The sequence below is a fragment of the Vibrio sp. Y20_XG_PY13 genome (assembly GCF_024181925.1).
Lineage (GTDB): Bacteria > Pseudomonadota > Gammaproteobacteria > Enterobacterales > Vibrionaceae > Vibrio > Vibrio parahaemolyticus.
In genome coordinates this window covers 18,239-32,227 of the sequence record NZ_JAMZAL010000018.1, presented here as the reverse complement: position 1 = coordinate 32,227, position 13,989 = coordinate 18,239, and the positions used below count along the sequence as shown (strand labels likewise).

The following is a 13,989-nucleotide window of genomic DNA, read 5'->3' as shown; positions in this document are numbered from 1 at the left end:
AGCTAATCGCACCAATCGCAATGGACGAAGGTCTACGTTTCGCTATCCGTGAAGGTGGCCGTACAGTAGGTGCTGGTGTTGTTGCTAAGATCTTCGAATAATTCTTAACGAATTAAACGAATGCTTTCGGAAAATCTTGAATTAGATTTGACGAACCAGTAGCAAAAAGGGCATCATTTGATGCCCTTTTTCTGCGCTCAACATTATTTTTGCTGTTTTCTTGTCCAGAAGTGGGTTGGGTGCAGAGCAAGATTAGGCAAAGAGGCTTAATCTTAAGAAGAGTTCGCTGTTTTTCAGCGATATGGAGTTTGCCCTGCAACAGCGGGGTTGTTGTCGTCTATATTAAGACTTGTAACAGGTTGGTTTTATGAAAGCAAATAATGCTGAAACTCCTGATAGCTCAAATGCAGCAGATACGTTTAAGTGGGTTGCCGCTTTCGTATTGGCAGCTGCCGCTGTTGTGGGTAATTACCTGTATGGTGAAATGTCTGTAGTGGTTCGCGCTGCAGGCGTTGTTGTTCTAATTGCAGCAGCCCTTGGCGTTGCAGCAACAACGACTAAAGGTAAAGCAGCGATCAGTTTTGCAAAAGAATCGCGTATGGAAGTACGTAAAGTTGTTTGGCCTACTCGCCAAGAAACCATGCAAACAACACTGATCGTTTTAGCTGTAAGTATTGTAATGGCTCTAGTGCTATGGGGTATTGACGGAATTATGGTTCGTCTAGTAGCTCTAGCAACTGGGGTATAGAGGGTTTTAATTCATGAGTGAAGCTCCAAAAAAACGCTGGTATGTGGTTCAAGCCTTCTCTGGATTTGAAGGTCGTGTAGCTCAATCTCTGCGCGAGCATATCAAAATGCACGGCATGGAAGAGCTATTCGGTGAAGTACTAGTTCCTACTGAAGAAGTAGTGGAAATGCGCGCGGGTCAACGTCGCAAATCTGAGCGTAAGTTCTTCCCAGGTTACGTCCTTGTTCAGATGATTATGAACGATGAATCATGGCACCTAGTACGTAGTGTGCCGCGTGTCATGGGCTTCATTGGTGGTACCTCAGACCGTCCAGCACCTATCACTGATAAAGAAGCTGACGCTATTCTTAACCGTCTTGAGAAAGCGAGTGAAGCTCCTCGTCCACGTACTATGTACGAAGCGGGTGAAGTGGTTCGTGTTAATGAAGGTCCATTTGCTGATTTCAACGGTACCGTTGAAGAAGTGGATTACGAGAAGAGCCGCCTGAAAGTGTCTGTGTCGATCTTTGGTCGTGCAACACCAGTTGAGCTTGAATTTGGTCAGGTTGAAAAACTGGACTAATACTCTGATTTAAAGAGTATAAAAAATCACCTTTTTAGGGTTGTATAAGGCGCGAATTATGACTATAATTTCGCGCCTTTTTACTTCTTGTGAAGTAAAAAGTTTCTTACACAAACGGGGAGCTGATCCGTGATTAGCGTTTGTACCCAAACTTAGGAATTATCATGGCTAAGAAAGTTGAAGCTTACATCAAGCTACAAGTTGCTGCTGGCGCTGCGAACCCAAGTCCACCAGTTGGTCCTGCTCTAGGTCAACACGGTGTTAACATCATGGAATTCTGTAAAGCGTTCAACGCGAAAACAGAATCTCTAGAGAAGGGTCTACCAACTCCAGTAGTTATCACAGTATACAGCGACCGTTCTTTCACGTTCGTAACTAAGACTCCACCTGCTGCTGTTCTTCTTAAGAAAGCTGCTGGCGTTAAGTCTGGTTCAGGCCGTCCAAACACTGAAAAAGTGGGCACTGTAACTGACGCTCAAATCCAAGAAATCGCAGAAACTAAAGCTGCAGATATGACTGGTGCTGACATCGAAGCGATGAAGCGTTCTATCGCTGGTACTGCTCGTTCAATGGGCCTAGTGGTAGAGGGTTAATAAGATGGCAAAACTAACTAAGCGCATGCGCGTAATCCGCGAAAAAGTTGACGTAACTAAAGAATACGAAATCAACGAAGCTGTTGCTCTTCTTCAAGAACTAGCTACTGCTAAATTCGTTGAGTCTGTAGACGTTGCTGTTAACCTAGGCATTGATGCTCGTAAATCTGACCAGAACGTACGTGGTGCAACTGTACTACCTCACGGTACTGGCCGCGACATCCGCGTAGCAGTGTTCACTCAAGGTGCAAACGCTGAAGCAGCTAAAGAAGCTGGCGCAGACATCGTTGGTATGGAAGATCTTGCTGAGCAAGTTAAGAAAGGCGAAATGAACTTTGACGTAGTTGTTGCTTCTCCAGATGCAATGCGCGTTGTAGGTCAACTAGGTACTATCCTAGGTCCTCGCGGTCTTATGCCAAACCCTAAAGTTGGTACTGTAACTCCTAACGTTGCTGAAGCAGTTAAAAACGCTAAAGCTGGTCAGGTTCGTTACCGTAACGACAAAAACGGCATCATCCACACTACTATCGGTAAAGCAAACTTCTCTGCTGAGCAGATCAAAGAGAACCTAGAAGCACTTCTAGTTGCTCTGAAGAAAGCTAAGCCATCTTCAGCGAAAGGTACTTTCCTGAAGAAAGTAAGCATCTCTACTACTATGGGTGCTGGTGTTGCTGTTGATCAGGCTAGCCTGAACACTCAAGCATAATTTATTTGCTTAGGCGCAAAATTTGTGTATAATTTTGCGCCTAATATTTGTGGTTGGGGCTGAACTTTGGTTCTTTGAACTGTCTCCTAGTTCGAAATGAATTAAGACCCAGTCTCCGTCCAAGACCGTAGGTGTCAGCCTAACCGTTGACTTAATTATCCTACGTAGATGGTGCCCGAACTGACAGAAAGCTCTATGTAAATAGTTAACTTTCTTCTGGGAATGCACCTCAATAGCTCTCACTGTCGTGATGATAGTGAGTGGTGTAACGACAACCAGGAGTAAATCCAAGATGGCTTTAAACCTTCAAGACAAAAAAGCAATTGTTGCTGAAGTCAACGAAGCTGCCAGTGGTGCACTTTCTGCAGTTGTAGCTGATTCTCGTGGCGTTGAAGTTGGCGCAATGACTTCTCTACGTAAACAAGCTCGTGAAGCTGGCGTTTACATGAAAGTCGTGCGTAACACTCTAGCACGTCGTGCGGTTCAGGGTACAGACTACGAGTGTCTAACTGACACTTTCACTGGTCCTACTCTAATCGCGTTCTCTAACGAGCACCCAGGTGCTGCAGCGCGTCTTTTCAAAGACTTCGCTAAAGAGAACAAAGACTTCGAGATCAAAGCTGCTGCATTTGAAGGCGCGCTAACTGACGCTGAAGTACTAGCGACACTACCAACTTACGACGAAGCAATCGCACGCCTAATGATGTGCATGAAAGAAGCTTCTGCTGGTAAGCTGGTTCGTACAATCGCTGCTATCCGCGATCAAAAAGAAGCTGCTTAATAAGCCTTGCTTTTTACTGGTTGCTTAATAAACTTATTGTTGACTTAAAAGAGAATTGTTATGTCTATTACTAACGAGCAAATCCTAGACGCAGTTGCAGAAATGTCTGTAATGCAAGTTGTTGAACTAATCGAAGCAATGGAAGAGAAATTCGGTGTTTCTGCTGCTGCTGCTGTTGTAGCTGGCGGCGCTGCTGCTGGTGCAGCTGTTGAAGAGCAAACTGAATTCGACGTAATCCTAGAATCTGCTGGCGGTAACAAAGTTGCTGTAATCAAAGCAGTACGTGGCGCAACTGGCCTAGGTCTTAAAGAAGCTAAAGCTCTTGTAGACGGCGCTCCAGCACCTCTTAAAGAAGGTGTTGACAAAGCAGAAGCTGACGCTCTTAAAGCTCAGCTAGAAGAAGCTGGTGCAACTGTTGCTGTTAAGTAATTATTGCATAGTTTCTTAGCCTAACGGCTAATTGGCTGGTGGTTTTTTAACCACCGGCCTTTTTGCGCTGTAGGGTATAGGCGAATTTTCCCGCTGTTTAAGCGCCTGATATCCATGCAAAAAACATTTCATTCTTTCGAAATGAAATGTCACTACAGTAAACAGCTATATTAGTCACTGTCCCTTACCCCCCTTAAGTAACTAGGAGTGGGCGGACAGTTTGGGTCACTTATCAGCGAGCTGAGGAACCCCATGGTTTACTCTTATACCGAGAAAAAGCGCATCCGTAAGGACTTTGGTACTCGTCCACAAGTTTTGGACATTCCATACCTGCTATCGATCCAGCTCGATTCGTTCGACAAATTTATCGAACAGGATCCTGAAGGTCAATACGGTCTTGAAGCTGCTTTCCGTTCTGTATTCCCGATTCAGAGCTACAACGGCAATTCTGAGCTGCAATACGTTAGCTACCGTCTTGGTGAGCCAGTTTTTGACGTTAAAGAATGTCAAATCCGCGGTGTAACTTACTCAAAGCCACTACGTGTAAAACTACGCCTAGTTATCTTTGATAAAGACGCGCCAGCAGGTACTGTAAAAGACATTAAAGAACAAGAAGTCTACATGGGTGAAATTCCACTCATGACAGACAATGGTACCTTCGTAATTAACGGTACCGAGAGGGTTATCGTATCCCAGCTGCACCGAAGCCCAGGCGTGTTCTTCGACAGCGATAAGGGTAAGACCCACTCTTCAGGTAAAGTTTTATACAACGCGCGCGTTATTCCTTACCGTGGTTCATGGCTTGATTTCGAGTTTGATCCTAAGGATAACTTGTACGTTCGTATCGACCGTCGTCGTAAGCTACCAGCATCGATCATCCTTCGTGCACTAGGTAAATCGACTGAAGAAATCCTAGATATCTTCTTCGAGAAAGTGAACTTCGAAGTGAAAGACCAAACTCTACTGATGGAGTTGGTTCCAGATCGTCTACGTGGTGAAACTGCGTCATTTGACATCGAATCGAATGGTAAAGTTTACGTAGAGCAAGGTCGTCGCGTAACAGCTCGTCATATCCGCCAACTAGAGAAAGATGGCGTTGATCACATCGAAGTACCAGTAGAGTACATCGTTGGTAAAGTTGCATCGAAAGATTACATCAACGAAGCAACAGGCGAGATCATTGTTAATGCTAACCAGGAAATCAGCCTGGAAGCGCTAGCGAACCTGTCTCAAGCTGGCCACAAAGCGCTAGAAGTTCTGTTTACGAACGATCTAGACCACGGTCCATTCATGTCAGAAACACTACGCATCGACAGCACTGTTGACCGTATTTCTGCATTGGTAGAAATCTACCGCATGATGCGCCCTGGTGAGCCACCAACAAAAGAAGCTGCAGAAGCACTATTCGAAAGCCTATTCTTCTCTGAAGAGCGTTACGATCTATCGACTGTTGGTCGTATGAAGTTTAATAGCTCTATCGGTCGTGAAGATGCTCAAGAGCAAGGCACACTTGATGAAACAGATATCATCGAAGTGATGAAGAAGCTTATCGCGATCCGTAACGGCAAAGGCGAAGTGGACGATATCGACCACCTAGGCAACCGTCGTATCCGTTCTGTCGGCGAAATGGCTGAGAACCAGTTCCGCGTAGGTCTAGTACGTGTTGAGCGTGCAGTTAAAGAGCGTCTAAGCCTAGGCGATCTTGACGCAATCATGCCCCAAGACCTGATCAACGCGAAGCCAATTTCTGCAGCGGTTAAAGAATTCTTTGGCTCTTCACAGCTTTCACAGTTCATGGACCAAAACAACCCGCTGTCAGAAGTAACGCACAAGCGTCGTATTTCTGCATTAGGTCCTGGCGGTCTGACTCGTGAACGTGCTGGCTTCGAAGTTCGAGACGTACACGTAACCCACTACGGTCGTCTATGTCCTATCGAAACGCCGGAAGGTCCAAACATCGGTCTGATCAACTCTCTATCTGCGTTTGCGCGTTGTAACGAGTACGGTTTCCTTGAGACGCCATACCGTCGCGTTGTAGATGGTGTTGTAACAGACGAAGTAGATTACCTATCTGCAATCGAAGAAGGCCAATTCGTTATCGCTCAGGCGAACGCTAAGCTAAACGAAGATGGTACTTTTGCAGATGAGCTGATCACAGCTCGTCAGAAAGGTGAATCTGGTCTACACCCTCGTGAGCACGCTCAGTACATGGACGTTGCGACAAACCAGGTTGTATCTATCGCTGCATCGCTTATCCCGTTCCTAGAACACGATGATGCGAACCGTGCATTGATGGGTGCGAACATGCAACGTCAGGCAGTTCCAACACTGAAAGCTGACAAACCGCTTGTTGGTACTGGTATCGAACGTAACGTAGCCGTTGACTCAGGTGTAACGGCTGTTGCGAAACGTGGTGGTGTAATCCAGTCAGTAGATGCTTCTCGTATCGTTGTTAAAGTGAACGAAGAAGAGCTAGTACCAGGTGAAGCTGGTATCGACATCTACAACCTGACTAAATACACACGTTCTAACCAGAACACATGTATTAACCAGCGCCCATGTGTGATGCCAGGTGAACCTGTAGCACGCGGTGACGTTCTTGCTGATGGTCCTTCAACAGACCTTGGTGAGCTAGCGCTTGGCCAAAACATGCGTATCGCGTTCATGCCTTGGAACGGTTACAACTTCGAAGACTCGATCTTAGTATCTGAGCGCGTAGTTCAAGAAGACCGCTTCACGACAATCCACATTCAAGAACTGACTTGTGTGGCGCGTGACACTAAGCTGGGCTCTGAAGAGATCACAGCGGATATTCCAAATGTAGGTGAATCTGCTCTGTCTAAACTAGACGAGTCAGGTATCGTTTACATCGGTGCTGAAGTTAAGGGTGGCGACATCCTAGTTGGTAAAGTAACACCTAAAGGTGAAACTCAGCTAACGCCTGAAGAGAAGCTACTACGTGCAATCTTCGGTGAAAAAGCATCTGACGTTAAAGATACTTCACTACGTGTACCTAACTCTGTTTCAGGTACGATCATCGACGTTCAAGTCTTCACTCGCGATGGCGTAGAGAAAGACAAGCGTGCGCTTGAAATCGAACAGATGCAGCTTAAAGAAGCGAAGAAAGACCTAACTGAAGAATTCCAGATTCTTGAGGGTGGCCTTCTAAACCGTGTTAAAGCTGTATTGATTGAAGGCGGTTACTCTGAAGCGAAACTAGACGCGACTGATCGTAAGAAGTGGCTAGAACTAACGCTAGAAGATGACGCACTACAAACTCAGCTTGAGCAACTTGCTGAGCAGTGGGACGAGCTAAAAGCTGACTTCGATAAGAAGTTCGAAACTAAGCGTCGCAAGATCACTCAAGGTGATGATCTAGCACCTGGCGTACTGAAGATCGTTAAGGTTTACCTAGCGGTTAAACGTCGCATTCAGCCTGGTGATAAGATGGCGGGTCGTCACGGTAACAAGGGTGTAATCTCTAAGATCAACCCTGTTGAAGACATGCCATACGATGAGAAAGGTCAGCCTGTAGACATCGTACTTAACCCACTGGGTGTACCTTCGCGTATGAACATCGGTCAGATCCTGGAAGTTCACTTAGGTCTGGCAGCGAAAGGTATCGGTGACAAGATCAACCAGATGGTTAAAGAGCAGCAAGAACTAGCGAAATTCCGCGAGTTCCTACAAAAAGTTTACGATCTAGGCGACACTCGCCAGAAAGTAGACATTGCTTCTCTATCTGATGATGAAGTACGTACTCTGATCAAGAACTTGCGTGGCGGTCTACCAATCGCGACACCTGTATTTGATGGTGCTCCAGAAGCATCAATCAAAGCACTTCTTGAGCTAGCAGACCTGCCAACATCTGGTCAGCTAACGCTGTTTGATGGTCGCACAGGTGATGCGTTTGAGCGTCCTGTAACTGTTGGTTACATGTACATGCTGAAACTGAACCACCTTGTTGATGACAAGATGCACGCACGTTCAACTGGTTCGTACAGCCTAGTAACTCAGCAACCACTAGGTGGTAAAGCTCAGTTCGGTGGTCAGCGTTTCGGTGAGATGGAAGTATGGGCACTAGAAGCATACGGTGCGGCTTACACTCTACAAGAAATGCTAACCGTTAAGTCAGATGACGTTAACGGCCGTACTAAGATGTACAAAAACATCGTAGACGGTAACCACAGCATGGAACCTGGCATGCCAGAATCGTTCAACGTATTGTTGAAAGAGATCCGCTCGCTAGGTATCAACATCGAGCTAGAAGACGAAGAGTAATCCCCACGGGATTATCGGTAGAAAGGTGCTCACTTTTGCGGGTGAGCTCCTTTTAACTCCTTACAGGAGCTGATTGTGAAAGACTTATTAAACTTTCTAAAAGCACAGCATAAGACCGAAGAATTTGATGCAATCAAAATCGGTCTATCTTCACCAGACATGATCCGTTCATGGTCTTTCGGTGAAGTTAAAAAACCTGAAACGATCAACTATCGTACGTTCAAACCTGAACGCGATGGTTTGTTCTGTGCGCGTATCTTTGGCCCAGTTAAAGACTACGAATGTCTTTGTGGCAAATACAAGCGCCTAAAGCACCGTGGTGTTATCTGTGAGAAGTGTGGTGTAGAAGTTACACAAACTAAAGTTCGTCGTGACCGTATGGGCCACATCGAGCTTGCTTCACCAGTAGCTCACATCTGGTTCCTAAAATCGCTACCGTCTCGTATCGGTCTACTAATGGATATCCCTCTACGTGATATCGAACGTGTTCTTTACTTCGAAATGTACGTAGTAACTGAACCGGGTATGACTGATCTAGAAAAAGGTCAGATGCTAACTGAAGAAGAGTATCTAGACCGTCTAGAAGAGTGGGGTGACGAGTTCACAGCTAAGATGGGTGCAGAAGCTATCAAGGACCTACTAGGTTCTATGGATATGCACGCTGAAGCGGAACAAATGCGCGAAGAGCTTGAGACTACAAACTCAGAAACTAAGCGTAAGAAAGTCACTAAGCGTCTTAAACTGGTAGAAGCGTTCATCGCATCGGGTAACAACCCAGAGTGGATGATCCTGACTGTACTTCCAGTACTTCCGCCAGATCTACGTCCTCTAGTACCACTAGATGGCGGTCGCTTTGCGACTTCTGATCTGAACGACCTATACCGTCGTGTGATCAACCGTAACAACCGTTTGAAGCGTCTTCTAGAGCTAGCGGCTCCGGACATCATCGTACGTAACGAAAAACGTATGCTGCAAGAGTCTGTTGATGCGCTACTAGATAACGGTCGTCGTGGTCGTGCGATCACAGGTTCTAACAAGCGTCCTCTGAAATCTCTTGCTGATATGATCAAGGGTAAACAAGGTCGTTTCCGTCAGAACCTTCTAGGTAAACGTGTAGACTACTCTGGCCGTTCTGTAATCACAGTAGGTCCATACCTTCGTCTGCACCAGTGTGGTCTTCCTAAGAAGATGGCACTTGAGCTATTCAAACCATTTATCTACAGCAAGCTAGAGACTCGTGGTCTTGCGACTACAATCAAAGCTGCGAAGAAAATGGTAGAGCGTGAAGAAGCGGTTGTTTGGGATATCCTAGACGAAGTAATCCGCGAACACCCAGTACTATTGAACCGTGCACCTACACTTCACCGTCTAGGTATCCAGGCGTTCGAACCAGTACTAATCGAAGGTAAAGCGATCCAGCTACACCCACTTGTTTGTGCGGCGTACAACGCGGACTTCGATGGTGACCAAATGGCGGTTCACGTACCTCTAACTCTAGAGGCACAGCTTGAAGCTCGTACTCTGATGATGTCGACAAACAACATTCTGTCGCCAGCGTCAGGTGATCCGATCATCGTACCTTCTCAGGACGTTGTATTGGGTCTTTACTACATGACTCGTGAAAAGATCAACGTGAAAGGTGAAGGCATGTACCTTTCTGGCCCAGCAGAGGCTGAGAAAGCATACCGCACTAAACAAGCTGAGCTTCACGCGCGCGTTAAAGTACGTATTACAGAGACAGTTGTAGACGAAGACGGCAACAGCACAACTGAGACCAAGATGGTAGATACCACTGTTGGTCGTGCAATGCTATGGCAAATCGTGCCAGCTGGTCTACCGTACAGCATCGTTAACCAAAAACTAGGTAAGAAGCAAATCTCTAACCTACTAAACGAGGCGTACCGTAAGCTAGGTCTGAAAGACACTGTAATCTTCGCTGACCAAATCATGTACACAGGTTTCGCTTACGCGGCACTTTCTGGTGTATCTGTTGGTATCGACGATATGGTTGTACCGCCAGCTAAGTACACTGAAATCGCAGAAGCGGAAGAAGAAGTACGTGAAATCCAGGAACAGTACCAATCAGGTCTTGTTACTGCAGGCGAACGCTACAACAAAGTGATCGATATCTGGGCATCGACCAACGACCGCGTTGCGAAAGCAATGATGGAAAACCTTTCATCTGAAACGGTAGTTAACCGTGAAGGTGAAGAGGAACAGCAAGAGTCATTCAACAGCATCTACATGATGGCGGACTCGGGCGCTCGTGGTTCTGCAGCACAGATTCGTCAGCTTGCCGGTATGCGTGGTCTGATGGCGCGTCCAGATGGTTCAATCATCGAAACGCCGATCACAGCGAACTTTAAAGAAGGTCTAAACGTACTTCAGTACTTTATCTCAACGCACGGTGCTCGTAAGGGTCTTGCGGATACGGCACTGAAAACAGCGAACTCGGGTTACCTAACTCGTCGTCTAGTAGACGTTGCTCAAGACGTTGTTGTAACTGAACATGACTGTGGCACTCACGAGGGTGTTGACATGATGCCTCACATCGAGGGTGGTGATGTTAAAGTTGCACTGTCTGAGCTAGCTCTAGGTCGTGTAGTTGCTGAAGACGTTCTAAAACCTGGTACTGAAGATGTTCTTATTCCACGTAACACCCTGATCGATGAGAAGTGGTGTCAAATCATGGAAGAGAACTCAGTAGACAGCATGAAAGTGCGCTCTGTAGTAACGTGTGATTCTGACTTCGGTTGTTGTGCACAGTGTTACGGTCGTGACCTAGCACGTGGTCACCTAGTAAACCAAGGTGAGGCAGTAGGTGTTATCGCTGCTCAGTCTATCGGTGAACCGGGTACACAGCTTACGATGCGTACGTTCCACATCGGTGGTGCGGCATCGACAGCAGCAGCAGAGAACAGCATCCAAGCGAAGAACAACGGTTCTGTTAAGCTTCACAACGCTAAGTTCGTAACAAACAAAGATGGCAAGCTAGTTATCACTTCTCGTGCATCTGAACTAACCATCATCGATGAGTTCGGCCGTACGAAAGAGAAACACAAACTGCCATACGGCTCGCTACTAAGCAAGGGCGACAACGACGCAGTTGAAGCTGGTGAAACAGTAGCGAACTGGGAAGCGCACACACTGCCAATCATCACTGAAGTAGCTGGTCGTATCCAGTTCGTAGATATGATTGATGGCGTAACAGTTTCTCGTCAAACAGATGACCTAACTGGTCTATCTTCAAGCGAAGTAACGGACGCAGCAGCTCGTCCAGCAGCAGGTAAAGATATGCGTCCAGCTATCAAACTTGTTGACGAGCAAGGTAACGACGTAATGATCCCTGGTACTGAAATGCCAGCTCACTACTTCCTACCTGGTAAAGCGATCGTGAACATTGAAGACGGCGCAGAAGTCGGTGTGGGTGATACGCTAGCACGTATTCCTCAGAAATCTGGCGGTAACAAAGATATCACCGGTGGTCTTCCACGCGTTGCTGACTTGTTCGAAGCTCGTAAGCCTAAAGAGCCTGCGATTCTTGCTGAACACACAGGTACAGTTAGCTTCGGTAAAGAGACCAAAGGTAAGCGTCGTCTAGTTATCACGCGTGATAGCGGTGAAGTTTACGAAGAGATGATTCCTAAGCATCGTCAGCTTAACGTGTTCGAAGGTGAGCGCGTTGAACGTGGTGATGTAATCGCTGATGGTCCAGAGTCTCCACATGACATTCTACGTCTACGTGGCGTACACGCAGTAACTCAGTACATCGCTAACGAAGTACAAGAAGTTTACCGTCTACAAGGCGTTAAGATTAACGATAAGCACATCGAGACTATCGTTCGTCAAATGCTACGTAAGTGTACAATTACTCACGCTGGTGACTCTGAGTTCCTACCTGGCGAGCAAGTTGAATACTCACAAGTTAAGATTGCTAACCGTAATCTAGAAGCTGAAGGCAAAGAGCCTGCACGTTTTGAACGTGAACTTCTAGGTATCACTAAAGCGTCTCTAGCAACTGAGTCGTTCATCTCTGCGGCATCGTTCCAGGAGACAACTCGCGTACTAACAGAAGCTGCGGTTTCTGGTAAGCGTGATGACCTACGTGGTCTGAAAGAGAACGTAATTGTTGGTCGTCTGATCCCAGCTGGTACTGGTTTCGCATACCACCAAGAGCGTCAAGCTAAACGTGCTGAAGCGCAAGAAGGTCCATCTGCTGAACAAGCAACAGATAACCTAGCAGCACTTCTAAACGCTGGCTTCTCTTCTGACGAGTAATCGTTAAGAGCTTAAAAGAAAAGGCACCTTCGGGTGCCTTTTTTGTATCTATTCACTTCACTCGGTTGTGAGGTACAAAAAAGGGCTGATATATAGTCATCAACCCTTTCACTCCTTTCTATTATCATTTATGCACCAGGAGGCATCGCAAGGCTATCCGCGATAAGCTGGATCAAATGGTCTTCTACTTCAAAGCGCGTTTCAATGATCTCTCCGATCAAAGACATATCAGAGTCGAAATCCTCTAACTCATCATCTTCTGTCACGTCTGAATACTTATCGGTGAAGTTTAACAACGGTTCCGTGGTTAGCACGATTTTGCCGTAAGTTTGGTTGATTTCGTTTGTTGCGACAAAGCCAGTGGCTTTCCACTTATCCATCACCATATCGTAGATTTTGAAGTGGCCTTCGGAAATATAATCGACTAGGTGTTGGCAGAAGTTTTGTAGCTCGGAGGGAGAAGGAAGTTCTAGAACGTTGGATTTCGAACAAGGTTGCAGTGCTGCAAGCTTACAATATTCGACAATTAAGGATTGTCTCGTCTCTAACCAGTGATCAATGACATCACTTGAGCCACCCCACTGGTCTTGTGTTTGTTTGAATTTTTTTAGCATGACCATGCCCTCATGATCTGATCGCCGGCTGGCGAACGTATCCTTTGCAAAGCAAAGTTAGTAAAGTTATTACAAACTCTTGTCCTTACTAGAATTTATAGTTGCAAATATCGTTAAGAACAAACTCTAGTATGAAATTAGATTGCCAGTAAAATGAACGAACTTCAAGCAAAGGGATGATGGAATGTTAAGAAAAGGTGATGTTAACCGTGTGGCAAATGCACATTGGTGTGTTGTTGCAGGAAGTGAAATTTGGCTGGTGGATGGTGCTGTGCCTTTTGGTAGTGCGGAGCAGTTCTCACTGCCAGAAGAGAATGCGAGGCAAATTGGTGACTATCTTGGTTCGCCAGTGATGTGGATTAATTTTTCAGATTTGGAGCAAGATCTCCCACTCGTTTCATTGCGCGACTGTCTACATTTCCCTGAACCGCTATTTATGCTGTTGAGCAAGGCTATCCAATATGGGCACATGACCCAAAGCTTACGCTTTTGCCCGCAATGTGGTGGGCGCAACTTTCTTAATAATAATCAATTTGCCATGCAATGCGGAGAGTGTCGAACTTTGCACTACCCGCGCATTTTCCCATGCATCATCGTTGCTGTGCGTAAAGAAAATCAGATCTTACTAGCGCAGCACCCAAGGCATCGAAATGGCATGTACACCGTGATTGCGGGCTTTTTAGAGGCGGGAGAAACCTTAGAAGACTGTGTCGCGCGCGAAGTGCATGAAGAAACGGGCATTCACGTGAGAAACATTCGTTACTTTGGCAGTCAGCCTTGGGCCTTTCCATCCAGTATGATGATGGCATTCCTCGCCGATTATGATTCTGGTGAGCTCAATCCGGATTATACGGAGTTATCCGATGCACAATGGTTCGGTGTGAAAGAGATGCCACCAGTGGCACCAACAGGCACTATTGCAAGGGCGCTAATTGAGCAGACCGTTAGTGATATTCTTTCAGACTGAGATGCTGATCGTAAAGGAAGTAAAGGTTAA

10 protein-coding genes and 1 pseudogene are annotated in these 13,989 nt (G+C 46.3%); 10 read left to right on the top strand and 1 reads right to left on the bottom strand.

Annotated elements, in window-relative coordinates; genetic code table 11:
* The 9 genes and pseudogenes from NL646_RS22245 to rpoC form a co-directional block, all read left to right on the top strand.
* Positions 1 to 101 (top strand): annotated as a pseudogene (locus tag NL646_RS22245) (elongation factor Tu); the annotation flags it as partial.
* A gap of 266 nt (positions 102 to 367) precedes the next feature.
* Positions 368 to 748: a preprotein translocase subunit SecE gene (gene secE, locus NL646_RS22240; RefSeq protein ID WP_005384680.1), complete on the top strand. Its 381-nt coding sequence runs from the start codon at positions 368 to 370 to the stop codon at positions 746 to 748.
* Between the two features lie 13 nt (positions 749 to 761).
* A complete protein-coding gene (nusG, locus tag NL646_RS22235) occupies positions 762 to 1,310 on the top strand; it encodes a transcription termination/antitermination protein NusG (RefSeq protein ID WP_005384681.1) in 549 nt (182 codons plus the stop codon).
* A 164-nt stretch (positions 1,311 to 1,474) separates the two neighbouring features.
* Positions 1,475 to 1,903: a 50S ribosomal protein L11 gene (gene rplK / locus NL646_RS22230; protein WP_005489784.1), complete on the top strand. Its 429-nt coding sequence runs from the start codon at positions 1,475 to 1,477 to the stop codon at positions 1,901 to 1,903.
* 4 nt (positions 1,904 to 1,907) lie between these two features.
* The gene (gene rplA / locus NL646_RS22225; protein WP_005489780.1) at positions 1,908 to 2,609 is read left to right on the top strand and encodes a 50S ribosomal protein L1; all 702 of its coding nucleotides are present in this window, start codon (positions 1,908 to 1,910) and stop codon (positions 2,607 to 2,609) included.
* A gap of 292 nt (positions 2,610 to 2,901) precedes the next feature.
* Positions 2,902 to 3,390, top strand: coding sequence for a 50S ribosomal protein L10 (rplJ, locus tag NL646_RS22220; protein ID WP_005481772.1), 489 nt, complete (start codon positions 2,902 to 2,904; stop codon positions 3,388 to 3,390).
* Between the two features lie 60 nt (positions 3,391 to 3,450).
* Complete coding sequence (rplL, locus tag NL646_RS22215) at positions 3,451 to 3,819, top strand: 50S ribosomal protein L7/L12 (protein ID WP_005466152.1); 369 nt, start codon at positions 3,451 to 3,453, stop codon at positions 3,817 to 3,819.
* 252 nt (positions 3,820 to 4,071) lie between these two features.
* Entirely contained in the window at positions 4,072 to 8,100 is a 4,029-nt protein-coding gene (rpoB, locus tag NL646_RS22210; protein WP_005497571.1) for a DNA-directed RNA polymerase subunit beta, read from the top strand.
* A gap of 75 nt (positions 8,101 to 8,175) precedes the next feature.
* A complete protein-coding gene (gene rpoC, locus NL646_RS22205; protein WP_005456484.1) occupies positions 8,176 to 12,378 on the top strand; it encodes a DNA-directed RNA polymerase subunit beta' in 4,203 nt (1,400 codons plus the stop codon).
* A 128-nt stretch (positions 12,379 to 12,506) separates the two neighbouring features.
* Here rpoC and NL646_RS22200 read toward each other — a convergent pair whose 3' ends face one another.
* Entirely contained in the window at positions 12,507 to 12,998 is a 492-nt protein-coding gene (locus NL646_RS22200; protein ID WP_005497574.1) for an Rsd/AlgQ family anti-sigma factor, read from the bottom strand.
* Positions 12,999 to 13,176: 178 nt separating this feature from the next.
* On the opposite strand from NL646_RS22200, the gene nudC reads away from it, so the two are divergent.
* A complete protein-coding gene (nudC, locus tag NL646_RS22195) occupies positions 13,177 to 13,959 on the top strand; it encodes an NAD(+) diphosphatase (protein ID WP_025575280.1) in 783 nt (260 codons plus the stop codon).
* Positions 13,960 to 13,989: the final 30 nt, after the last annotated feature.

Bases quoted from the DNA above. Each gene is read 5' to 3' on its own strand.
- rplK (WP_005489784.1), top strand. From the start codon at position 1,475: ATGGCTAAGAAAGTTGAAGCTTACATCAAGCTACAAGTTGCTGCTGGC.
- rplA (WP_005489780.1), top strand. From the start codon at position 1,908: ATGGCAAAACTAACTAAGCGCATGCGCGTAATCCGCGAAAAAGTTGAC.
- nudC (WP_025575280.1), top strand. From the start codon at position 13,177: ATGTTAAGAAAAGGTGATGTTAACCGTGTGGCAAATGCACATTGGTGT.
- rplL (WP_005466152.1), top strand. From the start codon at position 3,451: ATGTCTATTACTAACGAGCAAATCCTAGACGCAGTTGCAGAAATGTCT.
- rpoB (WP_005497571.1), top strand. From the start codon at position 4,072: ATGGTTTACTCTTATACCGAGAAAAAGCGCATCCGTAAGGACTTTGGT.
- nusG (WP_005384681.1), top strand. From the start codon at position 762: ATGAGTGAAGCTCCAAAAAAACGCTGGTATGTGGTTCAAGCCTTCTCT.
- rplJ (WP_005481772.1), top strand. From the start codon at position 2,902: ATGGCTTTAAACCTTCAAGACAAAAAAGCAATTGTTGCTGAAGTCAAC.
- secE (WP_005384680.1), top strand. From the start codon at position 368: ATGAAAGCAAATAATGCTGAAACTCCTGATAGCTCAAATGCAGCAGAT.
- NL646_RS22200 (WP_005497574.1), bottom strand. From the start codon at position 12,998: ATGGTCATGCTAAAAAAATTCAAACAAACACAAGACCAGTGGGGTGGC.